Raw genomic sequence first — 22518 nt, forward strand, 5'->3', positions numbered from 1 at the left:
CAATCCCGGCATCAGGCTGCCCGCTGTAGCAATCTGATCAAGCTCGGACCTCTCCGAGGGCCGGCGCTCCTACACCACGCCAAGGGGCATGACCGGCAGGGATGGCCGAGCAGATGAGGGCTGCAATCAGCAGGGCGTAGCACTGACTCGGGTGCGAGGCAGCGGTCAGACAGAACAAAGTGAAATTGTTTCGCTCAGAATCAGGTGATTATAAGAAAAGTTTCAGATTTGTTCGTTTTCCGTTAGGGGCCGAAAATCAAAGTTCCAACCTCCTGGTCAGGCAGGAAACACCTGCTCTCACGCTCAGAAACCTGGAGGTTCACCCATGAGCACTGACAACCACAACGCCCAGAAGCCGGCGAAGATTACGGCGTTCGAGACCTTTGTCTCGAAGCTCAAGTCCGAAGCAGGCAAAGACTTCGTCTCGGCCCAGCAGATCGATCAGGCCATCGGACAGGCCGTCCTCCTGTGGCTGCCGGATCAGGACGAGAAGACTCTGATCGACTTCTTCGCGGGCATTGAGATCGCTGGGGGCGCCGCACTCGCCCGCAAGATCGAGCGCCACCCGCTGCGTCCCGCCGCGGTTGCGCCGATCGTTGAGGATGCCCGCATGAAAGCGGAGGCCGATAAGCAGGCTAAGAAAGACGAGGCTGCTCGTGCCAAGGAAGAGCGGGATCGTAAGAAGTTGGCCGAGTTGAAGGCCATATACGAGAACCAGATCACGGCAGAGGTATCCGAAGCTGCCGAATGACCGGCGGCGCCCGCAGGGCGATCACCTACTTAGCCATGATCTGAACAAACGCCCTGCCCCCCGGCAGGGCGTTTTACATTCCGGGCGTGATCTGCCACACGACACCACAACTCGCCGCGGCCCGCGCGCGGGCGCCGCCATGACCGGAGATCGCACTTGATGCGATCAAGGCTGCATCAGTAAATCGGCAACCCTATCGTTTCAGCATCAGTTTGCATCAGTTGAGCGCGCTGATGCTGGTGTAAGTCGTTGATTTACTGTGCCCGATCCAGCAGGCCAGCATCAGCGCCGAAAATGCCTAAGATGTTGATTATCCAAGCCTATAGTTCGGCGACTCTCGCGTGATCTGAACGTCGTGCACGTGGCTCTCCTTCAGCCCCGCCCCCGTGATCCGGACGAACTGGCAGCCGCCGCGCATTTCCTCGATGGTGGCGTTGCCGGTGTAGCCCATGGCGGCGCGCAGGCCGCCGACCATCTGGTGCAGCACTGCCGCCACCGAGCCCTTGTAGGGCACCTGCCCCTCGATCCCCTCCGGGACCAGCTTGTCCGAGGCGGCGTCCTTCTGGAAATAGCGGTCGGCCGAGCCGCGCGCCATGGCGCCGAGCGATCCCATCCCGCGGTAGGACTTGAACGAACGGCCCTGATACAGGATCACCTCGCCGGGGCTCTCGTCCGTCCCGGCGATGGCGCTGCCGACCATCGCGCAGGACGCGCCCGCCGCGATCGCCTTGGCGAAGTCGCCCGAGAACTTGATGCCGCCATCGGCGATCACCGGCACGTCGCCGGCGCCCGCCACCGCGTCCATGATCGCGGTCAGCTGCGGCACGCCCACGCCCGCGACGATCCGGGTGGTGCAGATCGAGCCCGGCCCGATCCCGACCTTGATCGCATCCGCGCCCGCATCGACCAGCGCCCGCGCCGCTTCGGTGGTGGCGACGTTGCCCGCGCAGATCTGCGCGCCGGGGCTCGCCTGCTTGAGCCGGCTGACGGCCTGCGCCACGCCCTCGGAATGACCGTGTGCGGTGTCGATCACGACCAGGTCCACCCCGGCCTCGATCAGCGCCATGCTGCGCTCGAAACCCTCGTCGCCCACGGTCGAGGCCGCCGCGACCCGCAGGCGGCCCTGCTCGTCCTTGCAGGCAAGCGGGTTCAGCACCGTCTTCTCGCTGTCCTTCAGGGTCAGCAGGCCGGTCAGATGGCCGCGGTCGTCCGTCACCAGCAGCTTCTCGATCCGGCGGGCCTTCATCAGGCTCAGCGCCTCGGCGCGGTCGGCGGGTTCGTGCAGGATGGCGAGGTTTTCCGATGTCATCATCACCCGCACCGGCGTCGCGTCGTCGCTGGCGAAACGCATGTCGCGATTGGTGACGATCCCCAGGACCCGGCCCTGATCGTCCACGACCGGGAAGCCGGTGACGTGATACTGCTCCTGCAGGTGCTTGGCGTCGGCGAGGGTCTGGTCGGGGCGCAGCGTGACCGGGTTGTAGACGATGCCGGATTCGAACCGCTTCACGCGGCGCACCTCGTCGGCCTGCTCGCCCGCGCTCAGGTTGCGATGGATGACGCCGATGCCGCCGGCCTGCGCCAGCGCGATCGCCATCTGGCTTTCGGTCACGGTGTCCATCGCCGAGCTGATGAGCGGGATGTTCAGCGCGATGCGCGAGGTGAGCCGGGTGGTCACGTCGGCGGTCGATGGCAGCACGCTGGATGCTGCGGGAACCAGAAGGACATCGTCGAAGGTCAGCGCCTCGCGAATCTGCATGGGATCAATCCTGTCAGAGGTTCGTTTGGCAGTTTCCCCTTTCACGGGCGGGCCGAATTGTCCAGCGCGGATCGCCCGCAACCGTTGCAGCCCTGCCACGCGAGCGGCGCATGCGCGGCGCACAACGCAGCGTCATGTTTGCGTCATATCCCCGCCCGCTTAAGGCTGGAGCAAACGGCCGATGAGGGCCGAGGGAGGGGAAGGCATGAAATACACGATCGGCGCCACCGCGGCCCTGCTGCTGAGCAGCGCGCCGCTGCTGGCCGGGGGGATCGAGCGCGCGCCGCAGTCGCTCGGGATCCTGTTCGAGCAGGGGAATTATGTCGAGCTTGGTTTCGGAGGCGTCAATCCGACGGTGCGCGGCAGGGACGTAGCCGGATTCGCGACCGGCGACGTGGCGCAGGGCTACGGCTTCTTCAATCTTGGCTACAAGCACCAGTTCAACGACAATCTGTCCGCCGCGATCATCATCGAACAGCCCTTCGGCGCGGACCTGCTCTATCCGCTCGCAACGGAAGGCGGCTCTCCTGTCCTTGGCGGCACGCGGGTGGAAGTGAACTCCACCACCTATACGGGGCTGTTGCGCTACAAGTTCGAGAACAACTTCTCCGTCCACGGCGGGATTCGTGCCTCGCAGGCCGATGGCGGCGTCAGTCTGGATGGGTTAGGCTATGCCACCACCGCAGGCTATGATCTCGAACTCGCCAAGGAGTGGGGTTTCGGTTATGTCCTCGGCGCAGCTTATGAGGTCCCCGAGATCGCAGCCCGCGTGTCGCTGACCTACAACTCGCCCGTCGAGCATGACTTCGAGATGACGGAAAGCGGCGGTCCGCTGCCAATCACGTTCGTCGACGACTACAAGGTAAAGACCCCGCGCAGCTGGACGCTGGAAGGCCAGACCGGCATCGCGCCAGACACGCTACTCTTCGGCTCGATCCGCTGGGTGAAGTGGTCGGAGTTCAAGGTGGACAACCTTCTGTTCCCCATCGCAACCCCGACCGGGCAAATCCCGCTGGTCGAGCTTGAGGACACGACCACCTACACCATCGGCGTCGGCCGTAAATTCACCGAGAACTGGTCGGGCGCAGTCTCCTTCCACTATGAAGCGAGCGAAGACGGCCCGATCTCCCCACTGGCCCCGACCGATGGTCGCAAAGGCGTCTCGCTCGCCGCGATCTACACAATGGACAGCCTCAAGATCACCACGGGCGTCAGCTACGTCAAGCTGGGCGATGCAGACCTCGGCGTCGGCGAAAGCGGCAACAAGCGTTATGTCGGCAGGACCGACGACAACGATGCCATCGGCGTCGGGATCAAGGTCGGCTACAGCTTCTGACCGTTCTGCCGCAAGACCAAGGCCCCGCCATCAGCGGGGCCTTTTTCATGCCGGGTCCGAGATTGTCGCACGCCGAAGCGGCGGAATCAGCTTCCCGCCGCAATCGGCTCCTGCTCCAGCGCCTTGTCCAGTTCCGGCCGGAAGCGGTGGACGTAATCGGCGTCCACCAGCGGGCCGGCATGGCGGTAGAGGATGTTGCCCTGCCCGTCCACGATGAAGGTTTCGGGCGGGGCGGTCACGCCCCAGTCGATCGCCGTGCGGCCCTGCGGGTCGGTGGCAAGCTTGGCATAGGGGTTGCCGTATTCGTTCAGGAACCGCTGCGCCGCGGGCGACGGGTCCTTGAGGTCGATGCCCATGACCGCGATGCCTTCGGCCGAGATGGCCGTCAGGGTGGGATGCTCGACCCGGCAGGGCGGGCACCAGCTGGCCCAGAAGTTTACCAGCTTCACGCCCGGCTGGCGCAGGTCGGCGTCGGTCAGTTGATCCACCCCCGCCAGCGTCGTCTGCGGCACTGGCGGCGCGGGGCGGCCGATCATGGTCGAGGGCAGCGCGTTCGGATCCTCGCGCGACATGCCCCACAGGAACAGCCCCGCAAGCCCGGCGAACAGCAGCGGCGGGATCGCCATGAGGGGAGAGAATTTAGCCACGGCGACGCTCCTCCACCTGCTCCAGCCGCTTGCGGGCGCTGCTGGCGGCCAGCAGCGTCTGCGCGGTCAGGCCAGCCAGCAGACCCAGCGAGATACCCCATGCCGACAACACCGCGCCGGCGTATTTTCCAAGCTCGATCATGGGCGGACCTCTCGGGCGATCAGGGCGGCGGTGCGGCGGCGGCGGATCTCGGTCCGGGTCCGCACCAGCAGCAGGGCGAGAAACAGCAGGAAGAAAGCCAGCATGCACATATACAGCGGATAGCTGTAGGCCGAGCTGATCCGATCCCCCGGCGCGACGCTGATGGTGGCGCCCTGATGCAGCCCCTGGTTCCAGAAGTTGACGGCATAGCGCGACAGCAGCGCGAAGACCGACCCGACGAGGCACAGAACGCCCGTCAGGTCGGCGGCGTTGTCGGGGTTCTCGACCGCCGACCACAGGGCGATATAGCCGAGATAGAACAGGAACAGGATCAGGAAGCTGGTCAGGCGCGGGTCCCACTCCCACCACGTCCCCCACATCGGCTGGCCCCAGATCGCGCCGGTGACCAGCGCGATCACCGTCATCACCGCGCCGACCGGAGCGGCGGCCTTGGCGGCCAGCGCGCTCACATGATGGCGGCGGATGATCCAGATCAGCGAGGCGACGAGCATCATCACCCAGATGTTGATCGCCATCATCGCCGCCGGGACGTGCAGGAACATGATCTTGACGGTCGAGCCCTGCTTGTAATCCTCGGGCGTGGAAAAGCCCCAGATCAGACCGACGACCAGCGTCACCGCGGCGGCGACCGAAACCCACGGCAGCACCGCGCCGGACAGGCGCATGAACTTGACCGGGTTGGCATATTCCCACAGCGACATGCGTCTTCCTTTACCGGCAGGCAGGGGCGGCGTGAAGCCCGCTCACCGCAGATTGACCCGCAGCGCGGCGCTGGCGGCAAAGGGGATCGCGGCCAGCACAGCAAGGGTGATCGCGGCCAGAAAGACCAGCGGAGTCGCCGGATCGCCGCCTGCGGCACCCAGTCGCACCGCCTCGGCCCCGAAGATCAGCGTCGGCACGTAGAGCGGCAGGACCAGCAGCGACAGCAGCAACCCGCCCCGGCGCAGCCCGACCGTCAGCGCCGCCCCGAACGCCCCCAGCATCGACAGCGCGGGCGTGCCGATCGCCAGCGACAGCACCAGCCACGGCTGCGCCGCGTCCGGCAGGTGCAGCAGCAGCCCGAACAGCGGCGCGGCCAGCACCAGCGGCAGGCCGGTGGTGATCCAGTGCGCGGCGGCCTTGACCAGCACCGCCCCTTCCAGCGGGACAGGGGCGGTCGCGAGCAGGTCGAGGCTCCCATCCTCCCAGTCCAGCGCGAAGATGCGGTCGAGCGACAGCAGGCATGCGAGCAGCGCGCCCACCCAGAGGATGCCGGGCGCGATCCGCGCCAGCGTGCCGCCCTGCGGGCCGACGCCGAAGGGAACCAGCGTGCAGACGATCAGGAAGAAGGCGAGGCCAAGCCCGAAGCCGCCGCCCGCGCGGGTCGCCAGTTGCAGGTCGCGGATCAGCAGCGCCTTCATCGATGCGCCCCGTGTCGAAGGCTCATGCGAAGGCCTCGTCGAAACCCGCCGGGGCGCCGCGCGTCGCGCGGGTGGGATCGGCGCGGAACGGGGTCAGGTCGAGGATCGAGGCTTCCGGCAGGCCGAGATCGATATGCGTCGCCATCAGCGCCGCGCCCCCTGCCCCCAGATGCGCCCGCACCGCCTCGGCGAACAGCGCGACCGAGGCCGCGTCCAGCGACACGGTCGGCTCGTCCAGCACCCAGAGCGGCCGCCCCGTCACCAGCAGCCGGGCCAGGCCCAGCCGCCGCTTCTGCCCCGCCGACAGCAGCGCCGCCGGACGGTCGGCCAGATCGCGCAGGTTCATCGTCTCAAGCGCCGCGTCGATGCCCGGCCCCGCGAAGGTGCTGGACCAGAAGCGCAGGTTCTCGGCCACGGTCAGCGCGCCCTTCAGCCCGTCCGCATGGGCGGCATAGGCGACCGTATCGGGGGCGGCGTCGATCCGCCCTTCCACCGGCGGCTGCAAGCCGGCCACGCAGCGCAGCAGCGTCGTCTTGCCGATTCCGTTCGGACCGCGCAGGATCAGCGCCTGCGCCGGATGCAGCTCGAAGCTGACGCCCTCCACGGCGCGGCGGCCTCCGCGCGCGACCGCCAGATCGGTGACGGACAGCAGCGCGGTCACGCCTCAGACCGGCAGCAGCGCGCAGGCGACGCGCCGACCTTCGGCCAGCGTCACGTTGAAACTGCGGGCGGCAGCGGGGCTGGACATCGTCTCGACCATCACCCCCGCCTCGGCCAGTCGCGCGGCGAGGTCGGCGGGCAGGCGGGCGATCTCCTCGCCCATGCCCACGAACAGCAGGTCGATCCGGCCCGACAGGCTCAGCAGCGTGTCGGCATCGGCCAGCCCGCCCCACGGCAGCGCGCCGGTGCCGGTCGCGATCACCGGGCCATGATGGACCTCTCCCCCGATGCGGAAGAAGCCGGGGCCGTAGCCGTCCACCGGCACCGCCCCGCCGTAATCGGTGGCCTGCATCGGCATCAGGGCGCGTCCTGGAACGGCGTTCCGGCGAGATCGTCCTTTTCACCGGGCGCGGCCTTCTCAGGCTTGGACCAGTCGCGCTTGACGCCCAGCATCAGCACCACGTTCTTGGCGAGATAGACGGTCGAATAGACCCCGACGATCACCCCCCACAACATCGCGAAGACGAAGTTGCGGATCACGTCGCCGCCCAGCACCAGCAGCGGCGCCAGCGCGAGGATCGTCGTGACTCCTGTCATCACGGTGCGCGACAGCGTCTCGTTCACCGTCAGGTTCATGACGTCGATCAGCGGCATCGTCTTGAACTTCATCAGGTTCTCGCGCAGCCGGTCGAACACCACAACGGTGTCGTTGATCGAATAGCCGAGAATCGTCAGCAGCGCGGCGATGGTGGTCAGGTCGAACCTGAGCTGGAACAGCGAGAATATGCCCAGCGTCAGCAGCACGTCGTGGACCAGCGCGATCACGCCGCCGACGGCGAACTGCCATTCGAAGCGCAGCCAGATATACAGCAGGATGCCGATGGTCGCCGCCGTGACCGCATAGATCGCGGTCATGATAAGCTCGCCCGAGACCTTCGGCCCGACAGATTCGACGGCCGCGAAGGTGACGGCGGGATCGATCTCCTGCAGCGCGGCCTGATATTCGTTGAGCTGCTCGGGCGTGATCGAGCCGGCCTCGTCGGTCAGGCCGATGCGGACCTGCGCGACGTGCCGGTCGGGTCCGAAGGTGGGGTCGAACACTTCGGTGATGGACAGGTCGCCCTCGACCACCGGCTCCAGCGCGGCGCGGTAGTCGCCCACGTCGAAGGCGTTGCTGCTTTCGGCGCGGATCGTGGTGCCGCCCCGGAAGTCGATGCCGAAGTTGAGCCCCATCGTCAGCAGCAGGATGACCGAGGCGATCATCAGCACGACCGAGCTGCCGGTAGTCAGCGAACGCCAGCGGAAGAAGTTGATATGGGTGACGTCGGGGACGAGTTTCAGACGGAATGCCATGGTCGTTCCCTTACAGTACCAGTTCCTGGGGCCTGCGCATGCGCAGCCAGATCACGATCATCAGGCGCGTCAGATAGATCGCGCTGAAGACCGAGGTGAGAATCCCGATGGTCAGCGTCACGGCGAAACCCTTCACCGGCCCCGAGCCGAGGAAGAACATCACCAGCGCCGCGATGAAGGTCGTGACGTTGGCGTCGATGATCGCGCTCATCGCCTCCTTGAAACCGTGGTCGATGGCGGCGACGGTGCGCCTGCCCGCGCGCAGTTCCTCGCGGATACGCTCGTAGATGATGACGTTGGCGTCCACCGCCGTCCCGACCGTCAGCACGATGCCGGCGATGCCGGGCAGCGTCAGTGTCGCGCCGATCATCGACATGATCGCCAGCACCAGGATCACGTTCACGATCACCGCAATCGAGGCGAAGGTGCCGAACAGACCGTAGCTGGCGATCATGTAGGCGACGACCAGAACCGTGGCGACGGTGGCGGCAAGCTGCCCCGCCTCGATGCTGTCCTGCCCGAGTTCCGGGCCGATGGTCCGTTCCTCAAGGAACACCATCTCGGCCGGCAGAGCGCCCGCGCGCAGCAGCACGGCGAGTCGGGAGGAGTCGTCCACCGACATGGCGCCCGAGATCTGGCCCGAGCCGGTGGTGATCGGCTGCCGGATCACCGGGGCCGAGATCACCTCGTCATCCAGCACGATCGCGAAGGGCTGGCCGACATTGGCCGAGGTATAGGCGCCGAAGCGCCGCGCCCCGGCAGGATTGAAGCGGAAATCGACCGAGGGCTGGCCGTTCTGGTCGAAGCTGGGGCGCGCGTCCACCAGTTCCTCGCCCGTCACGACCGCCGTTTCGGCCAGCGTGTAATAGACGCCCGGCTCGTCCTGCGAGGGCAGGACCACGTTGCCGATGCCGGGCCGCACATCGGGATCGACGCCGCGCCCGATCACCGGGTTGAAGGTCAGTTTGGCGGTGGTGCCGATCAGCGCCTTCAGTTCCTCGGCCGAGCCGATGCCGGGCACCTGGATCAGGATGCGGTCGGCGCCCTGCCGCTGGATCGTCGGCTCGCGCGTGCCGACCTCGTCCACCCGGCGGCGCACGATCTCCAGAGATTGCTGAAGGGTGCGGTCGTCGGTCGCGGCCTTCTCGGCGGCGGACAGGCGGACCGTCAGCGTGCTGCCGCTGGCGCCGACCTCCAGATCATTCGAGCCCGCGCCGGAAAGGGTGACGACCGGCGTCGCCAGCCCCCGCGCGATCTGGACGGCGCGGGTCATCTGGTCGGGGTTGCCGATCTCGACGTGAAGCTCGTCCTGCGGGCCGGGCACGCGGCGGACGGCGCCGATGACGTCGCGCTCGGCCGCCAGCGCGTCGCGCAGGTCGGGCCAGAGCGCGTTCATCCGCGTGCGATAGACTTCCTCGACCTTCACCTCGCCCAGAAGATGGGCGCCGCCGCGCAGGTCCAGCCCCAGGTTCACGAGATTGGACGGCAGCCAGTCCGGCCACACCGCGCGGTCGGCCGCCATCTCGGGCGTCTCGAACCCCGCCCGCTCGGCGGCGGTGACGGCGTCGTTATGCGTCTCGACCCGTTCATAGAACAGGTTGGGCATGGCGAAGAGCAGACCCAGCGCCACGAGCCCGAGGATCAGGACGCGCTTCCAGAGAGGGATGTCGAGCATCGGGCGGGTGCGTCCTCAGTTATTGGCGGCGGCAGGCGAGGTGACGGTCAGCACCTGCGAGATCATGCCGCGCACGACGCGGACCTTGACGCCGGATGCGATCTCGACCTCGACGTCCTCGTCGCGCACCGACGTGACCTTGCCGATCAGACCGCCCTGCGTGACCACCTGATCGCCCTTCTTCAGCGCCGCGACCATGTCGCGATGGGTGCGCATCTTCTTCTGCTGGGGGCGCAGGATCAGGAAATACATGATCGCGAACACCAGCAGAAGCGGGATGAACTGCGCGAAGGCGGCGCCGCCACCGGCGGGAGCGGCGGCCTGGGCGTAGGCGGGGGTCACGAACATGGGCTTTCCTTCGTCTGGGCCGGTGCGATGCGTGTGCGATGCGTGCGGGCGGAATGCGGGGCCGCACAGGGCCGCCCCGGCGGATTGGCGCGCAACCTAGCGACGGGTCCGGGCGATGTCCAGAAAAGCCGGGGCCTCTCAGGCGGCCTCGCGCGGCGGCGAGCTGAAGTTTGATCCGCCGTGATCGCCGCGCCCGCTGGCGGTGGTCAGGTCCGCCGGAAACACAGGCGACGGTCCGGCACGGGCATGGTGGACTCTGTCGCGCCGGATGTGTTTCGTGCCGCCATTCCATGCCGCCCGTTCATCCATCAGGGGGTTCCCATGTCCGACGCCACCACCCAGACCCAGCGCCTGATCGACATCATGGCCGCGCTGCGCGACCCGCAGACCGGGTGCCCTTGGGACATCGAGCAGGATTTCGCCTCCATCGCCCCCTACACCATCGAGGAGGCGCACGAGGTCGCCGATGCGATCCAGCGGCAGGCCTGGGACGAGCTGCCGGGCGAGTTGGGCGACCTGCTGCTGCAGGTCGTCTTTCACGCGCAGATGGCGGATGAGGCGGGAATGTTCGGCTTTGCCGACGTGGCGCGGGCGATTTCCGACAAGCTGGTCAGCCGCCATCCGCATGTGTTCGGCGACGAATCCCGCGACAAGTCGGCCGAGCAGCAGGTCCGCGACTGGGAGGCGATCAAGGCGCAGGAACGCGCCGCCAAGGCGAAAGCCGGGGTGCTGGACGGTGTGGCGCTCGGCCTGCCGGCGCTGACGCGGGCGGTGAAGCTGCAGAACCGCGCGGCGCGGGTCGGCTTCGACTGGCCGGCAACCGATCAGGTATTGGACAAGCTGCGCGAGGAGACCGCCGAACTGGTTGCTGCCCGCGATTCCGGCGACCGCGCCCATCTGGCCGAGGAAATGGGCGACCTGCTGTTCGTCATGGCGAATCTCGCCCGCCATCTGGACATCGGCCCCGAGGAAGCGCTGCGCGCCGCCAACGCCAAGTTCACCCGCCGCTTCCAGTCGATCGAAGCCGCGCTGGCCGCGGAAGGCCGCCGCCCCGAGGACAGCACGCTGGAGGAGATGGACCGCCTGTGGGATGCGGCGAAGGCGGCCGAGAGGGACTGACAGCCGGCCACAACTGCGCGACGCGGCCGATCCAGCTTGACTGCCGCCTCGCCGGCTGTCGTGCTGAAGCAGACGCCCGCCGAGGCGGGCAGGCAGCGGAGGCACCTCATGGCTCATCCCGATACCACCCGGCGCGCGCTGCTGGCCGCGTTCGCGGCCGCGCCTGCGGCGATGCTGGGCGCCCGCGCCACCCCCGCGCAGCAGAATGCGGCGGCATCTGCCGGCCTGATCTCGACCAATGTCTGCCTGCTCGGGGTCGAGGTGACGGAAGGGCCGTTCTACGTTGAGCCTCAGATGGTCCGCGCCGACGTGACCGAAGGCAAGCCGGGCCTGCCGCTGGAGATGGCGATCCAGATCGTGGACGCCGCCTGCCGTCCCATCCCCGGCGCGCGCGTGGACATCTGGCATTGCGACGCGCTCGGCAATTATTCCGGCTACGCCCGGCAGGGCAGCGAGGACACCTCGGGGCAGACCTTCCTGCGCGGCGCGCAGATGGCCGACGCGCGCGGGATCGTCACCTTCAGGACGATCTATCCCGGCTGGTATCGCGGCCGCACGACGCATATCCATCACAAGGTCTATCTGGACGACACCAACGTGCTGACCGGCCAGATCTTCTTTCCCGACAACCTCTCGCAGGCCATCTACGAGCAGCTCCCGCCCTACAGCGGCCGGAGCACCGAGCGCGACACGTTCAACGAAGGCGACGGCATCGCCCGGCGCTCGGGCCCCGGCGCGTTCGCCGCGATGGAGGCGGCAGGCGACCGCTACCGGGGGAGCCTCGTCATCGGCGTGGACCCGGACGCCGTCAGCCGCAGCGCCTAGTCCGCGACCGCCGCCAGCGCCACGTCGTAGGTGGCAAGATCGCCGGTCGATCCGGCTTCCGACAGGATCCGCTTCCACTGGCGCGCGCCCGGCCGGCCGTGAAACAGCCCCAGCATGTGCCGCGTGATCTGGTGCATCCGCCCGCCGCCGCGCAGATGGCCCGCGATCACCTCGCGCATCGCCTGCGCCGCCTCGACCGGCGAGCCGAGCGGCGGCGCCTCGTTCCACAGCACATCCGCCTGCCCGAGAATGTCCCACGGCTGGTGATAGGCCGCCCGCCCGACCATCACCCCGTCCATGACCCCGAGCTGCTCGCGAACCACCTCCAGCGAGCCGATGCCGCCGTTGATCGACAGATGCAGCCCCGGAAATGCGGCCTTCATCTGGTGGACGAGCGGATAATCCAGCGGCGGAACCTCCCGGTTCTCGCGCGGGGAAAGCCCCTGAAGCCACGCCTTGCGGGCATGGACGGTGATGCGCCGCACCCCCGCCTCCTGCATCCGCGCGAGGAAGCGCGGCAGGATCTCGGCGGGCTCCTGATCGTCCACCCCGATCCGGCACTTGACGGTGACCTCCACCGGACTGACCGCCGCCATCTGGCTCAGACACTCGGCCACGAGCTCGGGCGTCTTCATCAGCACCGCGCCGAAGCAACCCGACTGCACCCGGTCGCTGGGACAACCGACATTGAGGTTGATCTCGTCATACCCCCAATCGGCGGCGATCCGCGCCGCCTCGCGCAGCTCGGCCGGATCGGACCCGCCAAGCTGCAAGGCGACCGGTCCCTCGGCGGCAGCGTGATTCAGCAGTCGGGCGCGGTCGCCATGGACGATCGCGGCGGCCGTCACCATCTCGGTATAAAGCAGCGCCCGCCGGCTGAGCAGCCGGTGAAAGCGGCGGCAGTTCCGGTCGGTCCAGTCCATCATGGGGGCGACGGCCAGGCGGGCGGCATCGATGACGGACGGGGGCAATCGGGACATCGGGTTCAGTTGGGCTCCTCGCGGCAGCTTGTCAATGCGGCGGCCTGCCCTGTCACGAAGCACCCCCTCCCGCAACCCCGTCTTGAGCCCGCGCCTTGGCGTCCCTATCTTGGAACCCAAGCGCGAAAGGGCCCTCTCCATGTTCTCGATCCCCGGCAAATCCCCCGTCACCATCAGCCCCGCCGCCGAGGCGCAGATCGCCCGGCTGACCTCGGGCAAGGAAAACGCGGGGCTGCGCATCGGCCTCAAGAAGGGCGGCTGCGCGGGGATGGAATACACGATGGAGCTGGCCGACACTCCCGCCCCCGGCGATGAGGTCGTGCAGCAGGGCGAGGCGCGGGTGATGATCGCGCCGACCGCGCAGATGTTCCTGTTCGGGACCGAGATCGACTACGAATCCGGCCTGCTCGACAGCGGCTTCCGGTTCCGCAACCCCAACGTCACGGACGCCTGCGGCTGCGGCGAGTCGGTCAACTTCTCCATCCCCCGGCCCTGAATCGCCCGCGGCCTTGATCCGCCCTCGGTCGTCGCCTACTCCCTTGGCGTCAGATGATCGAAGGGACGGACGCATGAACAAGCCTCGCAAGCTCGCCGCCGGCAACTGGAAGATGAACGGAACCCTCGCCGCGCTGGCCGAGTTGGACGCCTTGCTGGAAGAGGGCGACCGCGACTGCGAGGTCCTGATCTGCCCCCCGGCGACGCTGATCCATCCCGCCGTCGCCCGGATCGCGGGCGGCGGGATCGCGGTCGGCGGGCAGGACTGCCATGCGGCCGAAAGCGGCGCACATACGGGCGATCTGTCGGCCGCGCAGCTTGCCGATGTCGGGGCTGACTATGTCATCGTCGGCCATTCCGAACGCCGCACCGACCACGCCGAGGATGACGGGGCCGTCTCGGCCAAGGCCGCCGCCGCCCACAAGGCGGGCCTTACCGCCATCGTCTGCGTCGGCGAGACCGAAGCGCAGCGCGACAGCGGCGAAACCCTGGACGTGATCGCCCGCCAGCTTGCCGGCTCGGTCCCCGAGGGCGCAACGGCAGGCAACACCGTCATCGCCTACGAGCCGGTCTGGGCGATCGGCACCGGCCGCACCCCGACCACGGACCAGATTGCCGAGGTCCACGCCGCCCTGCGGAACGCGCTGGTCGCCCGCTTTGCCGACGGCGCCGGGTTCCGCCTGCTCTATGGCGGCTCCGTCAAGCCAAGCAACGCGGCCGAGATCTTCGCCATCGCCAATGTCGATGGCGCGCTGGTCGGCGGGGCGAGCCTCAAGGCCGCCGATTTCGGCCCCATCGTGGCGGCGCTCGACGCAGTCGGCTGACGCGAGCGGCAGCGCGCCTCCTACCGAATGGGCCAGGCAATCTTCTGTCCGGAAATATCCCGCGGGTCCGGGGCGCGCAGCCCCGGCTCCACGTGACCGCTTGCCGCGCCGTTGCCTCCGTGTCACCACTCCACCCATGAGCGCCGTCAAGCAGATCATCTGCATCAAGTGGGGCACCAAGTTCGGCCCCCATTACGTCAACCGCCTGCGCGGGATGATCTCGCGCAACATCACCCCGCCCTTCCGGCTGATCTGCTTCACCGACGACGGCGCCGGGCTGCACCCGGACGTGGTGGTGCGCCCCCTGCCCCGGTTCGATTACGAGCCGCCGAAGAACACGCTCGGCAAATGGCCGAAGTCGCGGCTCTGGGGCGATCTGGGGGACATCACGGGGACGGTGCTGTTCCTCGATCTCGACGTGATCGTCACGGGCAATCTGGACGATTTCTTCACCTATGCCGATCCGGGCGACACGGTGCTGGCCACGAACCCGCAAAGCGTCAAGCCGTTCGAGAAGCTGGGCCAGACCTCGGTCTACCGGATGCAGGTCGGCAAGCTCGCCCCCTTGCAGGACATCTTCCGGGCCGATCCGCAGGGTGTCGCCGACGAATACCGCTTCGAGCAGCGCTTCGTCACCCGCCGCGCGCCGGGCGGGGTGAAGTTCTGGCCCAAGGGCTGGGTGGTCCATTTCCGCGCCCATTGCGTGCCGCCCGTGCCGATGCGCTACTGGCAGACCCCGCGCATCCCCAAGGGCGCGAAGATCGTCATCTTCGCCGGCAGCCTGAACCCGCCCGACGCCATCGCCGGAAGGTGGAGCGAGGACGACCCCGTCCGCTCGCCCGCCGAGCATCTGCGCGCCGCCTTCGACGGCAGCCGCCGCGAAAGCCTGCCCCGGCACCTGCGCCACTATATCCGACCCACCCCCTGGGTCGAAGAACTGTGGCGCGACTGACCGGCTCACCCGCCGTCTGGCACCCGCTGCCGGACGATCTCGCGGCCGAGCTGGGGCGGACCATCGCGTCCTTCGGACATCTGGAAGACATGCTCAAGCGGGCGATCTTCGCGCTGGAGCGTGACCGCCTGTCCGGCGAGATCCTTGAGCCCGAGTTCCGCGCCTGGCTGCGGCGGATGCGGGATGTCGCGGTCGATTCGCTCGGCAACCTGATCGAGCGGTTCGATACCGCGCTGCGCCGCGCCAACCGGGCCGAAGCGGCGCTGATCGCGCAGCTGAACAGCGTGAAGGACTGGCGCAACATCCTCTGCCATGCCGCATGGCAGCCCGCCCCCGCTGGCGGCTGGGCACCGGTCTTCGCCAGCACGCGGGGCCAGGCGTTCGAGGGCACGATCGATCCCGCCCAGCTTCGCACGATCTGCGAGCTGAGCCTCGACGCCGCCCTTCGGGTGGCGCGGCTGATCGACGATCTGCTGGTGGCCGACTGGACCACCACCGACTGAGGAAGGGACATCGTGACCGGGGAACCGCACAGAGGGCCGCTGCAATATCCGCAACTCTGGATCATCCTGTTCGGCGCGGCGGCGTGGCTGATCGGCCGCGTCTTCCCGCACGGCTTTCCCGGCGATACGCTGCTCGGCTGGGTGCTGGTGATCCTGGGCCTCGTGCTGATGGCGTGGGCCGCGCTCACGATGCTGCGGGCGAAGGCCAGCGTCGATCCGACGCGCCGGCCGACCGGGCTCGTCACCCACGGCATCTACGCCCTCAGCCGCAACCCGATCTATCTCGGGGATGCGGTGCTGCTGGCGGGCCTGTGCCTCATCTGGGCGCCGCTGTCGCTGATCGTGCTGGTGCCCGGCTTCATGGCCGTCATCACCCGCCGCTTCATCGCCCGCGAAGAAGCCTGGCTGCGCGAGCGCGATCCGGCGGGCTATGCCGCATGGGCGGCAACCACTCGCCGCTGGCTCTGAGCGGCGCACGGTCGTTGCAATCCCCCGCGCGGGCGGGCTAACACCGCCCGGAACCAAACACGAGGCTTCCATGTCAGCCCCCCTGCGTCTCGGCATCGCCGGTCTTGGCACCGTCGGGATCGGCGTCGTCAAGATCATCCAGAATCATGCCGAGCTGCTGTCCGCCCGCAGCGGCCGTCCGGTGCAGATCACCGCCATCTGCGCCCGCGACCGGCAGAAGAACCGCGACGCGGACCTGTCGGACTATGCGTGGGAGGACTGCGCCCGCGACCTCGCTCGCCGGGACGACGTGGACGTGTTCGTCGAGCTGATCGGCGGCGATGAGGGGATCGCCAGGGAAGCCATCGAGATCGCACTGGACAGCGGCAAGGACGTGGTGACGGCCAACAAGGCGCTGCTGGCCATCCACGGACAGGCGCTGGCCGAGCGGGCCGAACGTCAGGGCCGCAGCCTGCGGTTCGAGGCGGCGGTGGCGGGCGGGATTCCGGTCATCAAGACGCTGACCGAAAGCCTCGCCGGCAACCGCATCAGCCGCGTCATGGGCGTGATGAACGGCACCTGCAACTATATCCTGACCCGGATGCAATCCGCCGGCCTGCCCTATGAGGCCGTGTTCGAGGAAGCCCGCCAGCTCGGCTATCTCGAGGCCGACCCGACGCTGGACGTGGGCGGGATCGACGCCAGCCACAAGCTTGCGATCCTGTCCGCCATCGCCTTCGGCACCCAGCCCGCCTTCGACGCGGTCGAGATCGAGGGGATCGAGCGGGTCAGCATCGACGACATCAACCGCGCCGCCGACATGGGCTATCGCATCAAGCTGCTGGGCGTCGCGCAGATGACCGCGCGGGGGCTGGAGCAGCGCATGTCGCCCTGCCTCGTGCCCGCCGACAGCCCGCTGGGCCAACTTGAGGGCGGCACCAACATGGTGGTGATCGAGGGCGACTCGGTCGGCCAGATCGTCCTGCGCGGTGCTGGGGCGGGCGAAGGCCCGACCGCCAGCGCCGTGATGTCCGACGTCATCGAGATCGCCCGCGGCGTCCGCCTGCCGGTCTTCGGCCAGCCGGCGGAAACGCTGAGCAAGGCCCACCCCGCCCGGACCGCCGTTCCGGCCGCCTACTACATGCGGCTGACGCTGGCCGACAAGCCGGGCGCGCTGGCCAAGATCGCCTCGGTTCTGGGCGATGCGGGCATCTCGATCGACCGGATGCGGCAATACGGCCACGCCGAGGACACCGCCCCGGTGCTGATCGTGACCCACAAGACCACGCCCGACGCCATTGACCACGCCATCGAGGCCCTGCCCCGCACCGGCGTCATCACCGGCGAGCCCGTGGAGCTGCGGATCGAAGAAGTCTGACGCGCTAAGCGGCCCGTGTCCGCAGCCATGCCCGCCGGGTCAAGTGCCGGGCGGCTGGCGGATCGCCGGGCTTGGCGGCAGCGTGGCACAGCGGGTCGGACTGGTGGAATGACGGATGAGTGCGGCTCGCGGGACTGCCCACACTCCTCGCTGGCAAGGATCGGCACGTGACGGCCACTCAGCCGTCAGGGACACCCGCGCTTATCGCCCCTGATCCTGCGGCATCAGGTGCCGCAGCCCCTGCGTCACATCCGCCCGCACGGCCAGCCGCAGCCCCGGCTCATCCCCCGCCCGCAGCGCGGCGAGGATCAGCCGGTGATGGCGCGGCGGCTCGTTCCGGCGCATCCGCTGATAGACGGCGCGCATCGTCGGCCCCAGCTGCAGCCAGACGGTTTCGAGGATCGCCAGCATCGCCGGCGCCTGCGCGCGCAGATAGAGCGTCCGGTGAAATTCGAGGTTCGACCGGATATACCCCACCGCGTCGTGGTTCTGCGCCGCATCCCCCAGCGCGGCGTTGATCGCAGCCAGCCGGTCGATCAGCGCAAAATGGGCGCGCGGCAGGGCGCGGGCGGCCAGCTCCGGCTCGATCAGGGCGCGCAGGGCGGCAAGCTCCTCGATCCGCTCGACCGACAGCTCCGGCGTGGCGACGCGGCCGGAACTGGACAGCGTCAGCGCCCCTTCCGCCGCCAGCCGCCGCACGGCCTCTCGCGCGGGGGTCATGCTGACGCGATGCTCGGCCGCCAATCCCCGCAGCGTCAGCGCACGGCCGGGCGGCAGCTCGCCCAGCATGATCCGGCTGCGAAGCGTGCGATAAAGCCGCTCATGCGCGGCAGGCTGTGGCGTAGGACGGACCGCTGACATGACCGTCTTGTGATCACACGCCGCCCGCGCGTCAAGTCAGGCCCGAAACCGCCACGCCATCAGCCCGCCGCCATGGCGCCGCAGCCAGGCCCGATGCGCGGCATATCCGGGCAGCAACCGCTCCACCGTGCCCCAGAAGCGCGGCGAGTGGTCCATATGCGCCAGATGCGCGACCTCATGCGCGGCGACGTAGTCCAGCACCTCGGGCGGGGCCATCGCCAGCCGCCACGAAAACATCAGCCGCCCGTCCGACGTGCAGCTGCCCCAGCGCGAGCGGGTGTCGCGCAGAGTGATCGCCGCAAAGCCGCGCCCGAGCGCCGCGGCATGGCGGTCACAACTCGCCGCCAGCCGGTCGCGGGCGAGATGCTTCAGCCACGCCTCGGCCACCGGGCCGGGGGCGCGGGTCTGCGGTAGAAGCAGCGCACCGCCCTCGACCCTGGCCGAACGCACCGGCGCTGGCGTCAGGGCCAGCGGCACGCCCTCGACCGGCAGGGCGGCCCCGAAGGCCGCCACCTGCCCCGCCGGCATCGCCGCCCGCGCCTGCCGCAGCCAGCCAGCGCGCGAGGCGGCGAAGGCCGCGCCCTCGGCATCCGTCACGCGCGGCGGCAGGGTCAGCACCACGCCCCCATCCACGCGCGAGACGCGCAGCGTCATCCGCCGCGCCCGCGCGTTCCGCCGCAGCGCCACCGCGATGTCGCCATCGACCGTGATGATCCGCCCGTCCATCCGCCCTTTCCGCCGATCGTCCCCTCGCGCCCGCGCGCAGCATCCATTCGGCTTTACACATCTGCAAGCCTGTGGCAGGGGAGATCGGATTTACCTGACCCCGGCAGAAAGACAAGACCATGCCCAAGGAAGAATGGGGCACGAAACGCCTGTGCCCGCAGTGCTCGACCCGCTTCTATGATCTGCAGAACGATCCGATGACCTGCCCGTCCTGCGGCGCCGTCTACACCGTCGAGGCGCTGCAGAGCGGCCGTACGCGGGCCCTGATCTCGGAGAAGACGGCGAACGCCGAGACCGAGGATACGGCGCTGGACGACGAGGATCTGGACAGCGACGCCGGCGATCTGGACGACGACCTGCTGGAAGACGACGACGACGACACCAACGTCTCGCTGGACGAGATCGCCGACGTCGCCGAGCCGGACGAGGACTGATCGCCGTCATCGCGGCTTTGGAAAGGGGCCCTCGCGGCCCCTTTTTTCATGGCCGCGATGCGTTTCGCGCGAGGTTCTTTTTTCCGCTTGCACCCCCCTGCGCCACCGCCTATACGACCCCCCACGCGGGCGGCAGACGATGCCTCCCGGACCTCCGGTGGGGCCATAGCTCAGTTGGTAGAGCGCTTGAATGGCATTCAAGAGGTCAGGGGTTCGACTCCCCTTGGCTCCACCAATTCATCCCAGTAGCTTGATTTCGCAGGAAGTTCCTGCAATCGCTAGGGAAATTACATGGATCGTTACGGGAAGGTGTTACAGTGAAGAGGCTGGAAGCCGTGACTGGACACACCCGCTTGGCCCGCCGTGGGGCCATGTACTACCACCGTGCCGCCGTCCCCGTGGACATCAAGGACAGCTATCCGAAGACCTCGGAAACCTTCACCTTGGGCACCAAGGATTACCACGAAGCCCTGCGTCTGGTCCGCATCGCTGCCGTGGAGGTCGATGAACGCTTTGCCGAGCATCGCCGCAGGACCGCCCTAGAGCGGGCATCCGTCCTAGACGACCTGACATACGCCCAGATCGCCGCAACCAAGGACGCCTACTACCAGCACCTGCTGGAAGAGGACGAGGACATCAGGCTGGACGGCTTCGTGGATCTGGATGATGACGGACGGGTCATCGGTTCCCTGTCGGAAGACCCCCTCCCCAGCTTTGACGAGCATGGTCAGGCCGCCGAGGACTGGAGGCAGGATACCCGCCATCAGTACGCACGGGGCAAGAGCGATGTCTTCTGGGATGGAGAGGTCGATGAGGTGCTGTCATGGGACGGCATTGGTTTGCGCCTGTCGCCATCATCTCCATCACGTCCCCGCCTGATCCGTGCCCTTCAGGAAGCCGTCATTGAGGCCATAGAGTCCATCCAACGTAGGCAGCAGGGTGAGGTCGTCCCGACACCTCAAGGCCCCTCGGCGCCCAGCGCAACGGCTCCCCTGCTGTCCGTGAAGGTGAGTGAGTGGATTGCCGAGAAGTCCCGCCACGACTGGTCCAAGAAGGCCGAGGATGACCACCGCCAATGGCTGTTCGTCTTCACCGAGATCACAGGCGACAAGCCTGTTGACGAGTATGGCAAGGCCGATGGACTTCGCTTCAAGGCGGTACTGAAGAAGCTGCCGCCGAACGTCTCGAAGGTGAAGGAACTTCGTGGCCTGTCAATCGTAGATGCTGCGACCAAGGCCGAAGCGCTGGGCATGGAGGCCATGTCCATCCCGAACTACAACAAGGCCATGGCCCGTGTTGGCTCGTTCTTCAAATGGGCCGTGGCAAACACCGTGGAAGAGGTCCGCAACCCTGTCGAGGGGCTGCGCCAGAAAGACCCCACCCGCGATCAGGACAAGCGGCATCCGGTTGCCGTCAACCACCTGACCACCCTCTTCAGCAGCCCTGTCTGGCGGTCCTGCCGTTCCGAACGGTTCGCCTCTCAGCCGGGCAACATGGTCATATCGGGTCACTGGAAGTTCTGGCTTCCCCTGATCAGCCTGTGGTCAGGTGCCAGATCGAACGAGATCGGGCAGCTTCTGCTGAAGGACATCAAGCACGAGGATGGCGTGGACTACCTGCACGTCATTGACGACACCGAAGGCAAGAGGGTGAAGAGCAGGGCTGGCCGCAGGAAGGTGCCGATCCACGATCAGCTGATGGCATTGGGCTTCATGGACTTGGTCAATGATCGCAGGAGGCGGCATCGCCCTGAAGACCGCCTGTTTCCTGACCTGAAGGTCGGAGCCAAGGGCTACTACTCCCACAACGTCACCAAGTTCTTCTCGGCCTATATGGAACAGATCGGCATCAAGACCGAGAAGACCTCCTTCCACAGTCTGCGTAGGCGCATCCTGGACCTCACCTTCCGCATACCCGCGAGACCTGAGATTTCGTGCCTGACGCAGATCGGGTTGGAGTTTCGCGATGGCGACTACGGTGGAGTTTCTCCGGGACTACGGGGTGGATATCCGAGCCAATGGGCAGCGGCGCTGGCCGGATGAGATCAAGGCGCGGATCGTGGCCGAGAGCTTGAAGCCGGGCGCGACGGTGAATTCGGTTGCGGCGCGGTATGGTCTTCGGGCGAACCATCTGTCGGAATGGCGCAGTCGGGCGCGGGATGGCAGATTGGTTTTGCCTGCGGTCGAGGATGATGGCCTTTATTTTGCACCGATCATGCTGTCGGATGGTGGCGCCCTTGCCGCTGTGCCAGCTCTTTCAGGTCAATCGGTCACGTCCGCCACGGCGTCCCCTGGGTCAGTCGAGATTTCCGTAGGCCAGGTCACGGTCCGGCTGGATGGCGCCACGTCTGCCGCAAAAATTGCCGAGATCGTGCGGGCGATCGGACCCTCGCCATGATCTTCCCGTCCAACCGCGTGCCGGTTTTGGTCTCGACACAGCCCATCGACTTCAGGAAGGGCCATGATGGTCTGAGCGCGATCGTGTCGTCGGTGCTGCGCAAGGATCCGTTTACTGGCACGGTTTTTGTCTTCCGCTCGCGCCGGGCGGACAGGCTGAAGCTATTGTATTGGGACGGCACGGGCCTGGTGATGGCCTATAAGCGGCTGGAGGAGGCGACCTTCACCTGGCCCGCGATCAAGGGCGGGGTGATGGCGCTGAACCATGCCCAGTTCGCGGCGCTGTTTGCCGGGCTTGACTGGCGTAAGGTCAAATCGCTGGAGGCACGCCCGCCGACTGCGACAGAATGAATCATAAAGCTGATTTTGCGTGTTTTTGCTGGGGTTTTATACTAGGCTCCAGACTCATTGATTTCAGAGCCAGAAGAGGACGGTAGCGGCGAGAGCGACGGCGGACAGGAAGACGATGGGGCATCTGTCGTAGCG

Annotated in this window: 27 protein-coding genes and 1 tRNA gene; 15 read left to right on the forward strand and 13 right to left on the reverse strand. The window is 67.5% G+C overall.

The window, feature by feature from the left end:
* Positions 1 to 325 precede the first annotated feature (325 nt).
* Positions 326 to 751 (forward strand): hypothetical protein, encoded by a 426-nt coding sequence (locus tag KTN05_RS15210; protein ID WP_217330238.1) that lies wholly within the window; start codon positions 326 to 328, stop codon positions 749 to 751.
* A gap of 310 nt (positions 752 to 1061) precedes the next feature.
* On the opposite strand, the gene guaB is transcribed toward KTN05_RS15210, so the two are convergent.
* On the reverse strand, positions 1062 to 2510 hold the full coding sequence (guaB, locus tag KTN05_RS15215) for an IMP dehydrogenase (RefSeq protein WP_217330239.1): 1449 nt from the start codon (positions 2508 to 2510) through the stop codon (positions 1062 to 1064).
* A 205-nt stretch (positions 2511 to 2715) separates the two neighbouring features.
* On the opposite strand from guaB, the gene KTN05_RS15220 reads away from it, so the two are divergent.
* Entirely contained in the window at positions 2716 to 3846 is a 1131-nt protein-coding gene (locus KTN05_RS15220; RefSeq protein WP_217330240.1) for an OmpP1/FadL family transporter, read from the forward strand.
* 86 nt (positions 3847 to 3932) lie between these two features.
* On the opposite strand, the gene KTN05_RS15225 is transcribed toward KTN05_RS15220, so the two are convergent.
* The 9 genes from KTN05_RS15225 to yajC are packed head-to-tail and all read right to left on the reverse strand — an operon-like array spanning position 3933 to position 10092.
* Positions 3933 to 4493, reverse strand: coding sequence for a DsbE family thiol:disulfide interchange protein (locus KTN05_RS15225; protein WP_371823389.1), 561 nt, complete (start codon positions 4491 to 4493; stop codon positions 3933 to 3935).
* Positions 4486 to 4635, reverse strand: coding sequence for a heme exporter protein CcmD (ccmD, locus tag KTN05_RS15230; protein ID WP_217330241.1), 150 nt, complete (start codon positions 4633 to 4635; stop codon positions 4486 to 4488). Before ccmD ends, KTN05_RS15225 begins: the two co-directional genes overlap by 8 nt.
* Positions 4632 to 5357 carry a heme ABC transporter permease gene (locus tag KTN05_RS15235; RefSeq protein WP_217330242.1) on the reverse strand — a complete coding sequence of 242 codons (726 nt, stop codon included), beginning with the start codon at positions 5355 to 5357 and terminating at the stop codon, positions 4632 to 4634. Before KTN05_RS15235 ends, ccmD begins: the two co-directional genes overlap by 4 nt.
* Before the next feature lie 42 nt (positions 5358 to 5399).
* On the reverse strand, positions 5400 to 6056 hold the full coding sequence (gene ccmB / locus KTN05_RS15240) for a heme exporter protein CcmB (protein WP_217330243.1): 657 nt from the start codon (positions 6054 to 6056) through the stop codon (positions 5400 to 5402).
* Positions 6057 to 6078: 22 nt separating this feature from the next.
* Complete coding sequence (gene ccmA, locus KTN05_RS15245) at positions 6079 to 6717, reverse strand: heme ABC exporter ATP-binding protein CcmA (RefSeq protein ID WP_217330244.1); 639 nt, start codon at positions 6715 to 6717, stop codon at positions 6079 to 6081.
* Positions 6718 to 6720: 3 nt separating this feature from the next.
* Entirely contained in the window at positions 6721 to 7074 is a 354-nt protein-coding gene (locus tag KTN05_RS15250; RefSeq protein WP_217330245.1) for an Mth938-like domain-containing protein, read from the reverse strand.
* Positions 7074 to 8069, reverse strand: a complete 996-nt coding sequence (gene secF / locus KTN05_RS15255; protein ID WP_217330246.1) for a protein translocase subunit SecF — start codon at positions 8067 to 8069, stop codon at positions 7074 to 7076. The genes KTN05_RS15250 and secF overlap by 1 nt, the downstream gene beginning before the upstream one ends.
* Before the next feature lie 10 nt (positions 8070 to 8079).
* Positions 8080 to 9744, reverse strand: a complete 1665-nt coding sequence (gene secD / locus KTN05_RS15260; protein WP_217330247.1) for a protein translocase subunit SecD — start codon at positions 9742 to 9744, stop codon at positions 8080 to 8082.
* 15 nt (positions 9745 to 9759) lie between these two features.
* Positions 9760 to 10092 carry a preprotein translocase subunit YajC gene (yajC, locus tag KTN05_RS15265; RefSeq protein WP_217330248.1) on the reverse strand — a complete coding sequence of 111 codons (333 nt, stop codon included), beginning with the start codon at positions 10090 to 10092 and terminating at the stop codon, positions 9760 to 9762.
* 321 nt (positions 10093 to 10413) lie between these two features.
* Between yajC and mazG the strand changes: the two genes are divergently transcribed.
* Together mazG and KTN05_RS15275 are read left to right on the forward strand one after the other, a co-directional pair.
* Positions 10414 to 11211, forward strand: coding sequence for a nucleoside triphosphate pyrophosphohydrolase (mazG, locus tag KTN05_RS15270; protein WP_217330249.1), 798 nt, complete (start codon positions 10414 to 10416; stop codon positions 11209 to 11211).
* 108 nt (positions 11212 to 11319) lie between these two features.
* Positions 11320 to 12036, forward strand: coding sequence for an intradiol ring-cleavage dioxygenase (locus tag KTN05_RS15275; protein WP_217330250.1), 717 nt, complete (start codon positions 11320 to 11322; stop codon positions 12034 to 12036).
* On the opposite strand, the gene dusA is transcribed toward KTN05_RS15275, so the two are convergent.
* Complete coding sequence (dusA, locus tag KTN05_RS15280; RefSeq protein ID WP_217330251.1) at positions 12033 to 13016, reverse strand: tRNA dihydrouridine(20/20a) synthase DusA; 984 nt, start codon at positions 13014 to 13016, stop codon at positions 12033 to 12035. The two genes, KTN05_RS15275 and dusA, sit on opposite strands and share 4 nt — an antisense overlap.
* Positions 13017 to 13155: 139 nt before the next feature.
* Between dusA and KTN05_RS15285 the strand changes: the two genes are divergently transcribed.
* The 6 genes from KTN05_RS15285 to KTN05_RS15310 all read left to right on the forward strand — a co-directional run bounded on the left by KTN05_RS15285 (position 13156) and on the right by KTN05_RS15310 (position 17615).
* The gene (locus KTN05_RS15285) at positions 13156 to 13512 is read left to right on the forward strand and encodes an iron-sulfur cluster assembly accessory protein (protein WP_217330252.1); all 357 of its coding nucleotides are present in this window, start codon (positions 13156 to 13158) and stop codon (positions 13510 to 13512) included.
* A 73-nt stretch (positions 13513 to 13585) separates the two neighbouring features.
* On the forward strand, positions 13586 to 14335 hold the full coding sequence (gene tpiA, locus KTN05_RS15290; RefSeq protein ID WP_217330253.1) for a triose-phosphate isomerase: 750 nt from the start codon (positions 13586 to 13588) through the stop codon (positions 14333 to 14335).
* A gap of 136 nt (positions 14336 to 14471) precedes the next feature.
* Complete coding sequence (locus KTN05_RS15295; protein ID WP_217330254.1) at positions 14472 to 15287, forward strand: glycosyl transferase; 816 nt, start codon at positions 14472 to 14474, stop codon at positions 15285 to 15287.
* Complete coding sequence (locus KTN05_RS15300) at positions 15275 to 15790, forward strand: hypothetical protein (RefSeq protein WP_217330255.1); 516 nt, start codon at positions 15275 to 15277, stop codon at positions 15788 to 15790. The genes KTN05_RS15295 and KTN05_RS15300 overlap by 13 nt, the downstream gene beginning before the upstream one ends.
* Positions 15791 to 15802: 12 nt before the next feature.
* Positions 15803 to 16258, forward strand: a complete 456-nt coding sequence (locus tag KTN05_RS18220) for an isoprenylcysteine carboxylmethyltransferase family protein (protein ID WP_217330256.1) — start codon at positions 15803 to 15805, stop codon at positions 16256 to 16258.
* Positions 16259 to 16328: 70 nt separating this feature from the next.
* Positions 16329 to 17615 carry a homoserine dehydrogenase gene (locus KTN05_RS15310; RefSeq protein ID WP_217330257.1) on the forward strand — a complete coding sequence of 429 codons (1287 nt, stop codon included), beginning with the start codon at positions 16329 to 16331 and terminating at the stop codon, positions 17613 to 17615.
* Positions 17616 to 17816: 201 nt separating this feature from the next.
* On the opposite strand, the gene KTN05_RS15315 is transcribed toward KTN05_RS15310, so the two are convergent.
* Together KTN05_RS15315 and KTN05_RS15320 are read right to left on the reverse strand one after the other, a co-directional pair.
* Positions 17817 to 18476 carry a GntR family transcriptional regulator gene (locus KTN05_RS15315; protein ID WP_217330258.1) on the reverse strand — a complete coding sequence of 220 codons (660 nt, stop codon included), beginning with the start codon at positions 18474 to 18476 and terminating at the stop codon, positions 17817 to 17819.
* A 36-nt stretch (positions 18477 to 18512) separates the two neighbouring features.
* A complete protein-coding gene (locus KTN05_RS15320) occupies positions 18513 to 19202 on the reverse strand; it encodes a M48 family metallopeptidase (RefSeq protein WP_217330259.1) in 690 nt (229 codons plus the stop codon).
* A 119-nt stretch (positions 19203 to 19321) separates the two neighbouring features.
* Between KTN05_RS15320 and KTN05_RS15325 the strand changes: the two genes are divergently transcribed.
* The 5 genes from KTN05_RS15325 (at position 19322) to tnpB (ending at position 22383) form a co-directional block, all read left to right on the forward strand.
* Positions 19322 to 19636, forward strand: coding sequence for an FYDLN acid domain-containing protein (locus KTN05_RS15325; protein WP_217330260.1), 315 nt, complete (start codon positions 19322 to 19324; stop codon positions 19634 to 19636).
* Positions 19637 to 19795: 159 nt separating this feature from the next.
* Positions 19796 to 19871: transfer RNA gene (locus KTN05_RS15330), tRNA-Ala, on the forward strand.
* 100 nt (positions 19872 to 19971) lie between these two features.
* Positions 19972 to 21678 carry a DUF6538 domain-containing protein gene (locus tag KTN05_RS18740; protein ID WP_371823391.1) on the forward strand — a complete coding sequence of 569 codons (1707 nt, stop codon included), beginning with the start codon at positions 19972 to 19974 and terminating at the stop codon, positions 21676 to 21678.
* Positions 21638 to 22033: a transposase gene (locus KTN05_RS15340; protein ID WP_371823390.1), complete on the forward strand. Its 396-nt coding sequence runs from the start codon at positions 21638 to 21640 to the stop codon at positions 22031 to 22033. The genes KTN05_RS18740 and KTN05_RS15340 overlap by 41 nt, the downstream gene beginning before the upstream one ends.
* Entirely contained in the window at positions 22030 to 22383 is a 354-nt protein-coding gene (gene tnpB, locus KTN05_RS15345; protein WP_217330263.1) for an IS66 family insertion sequence element accessory protein TnpB, read from the forward strand. The genes KTN05_RS15340 and tnpB overlap by 4 nt, the downstream gene beginning before the upstream one ends.
* Positions 22384 to 22518: the final 135 nt, after the last annotated feature.

Source organism: Paracoccus sp. Z118 (assembly GCF_019061185.1).
GTDB lineage: Bacteria > Pseudomonadota > Alphaproteobacteria > Rhodobacterales > Rhodobacteraceae > Paracoccus.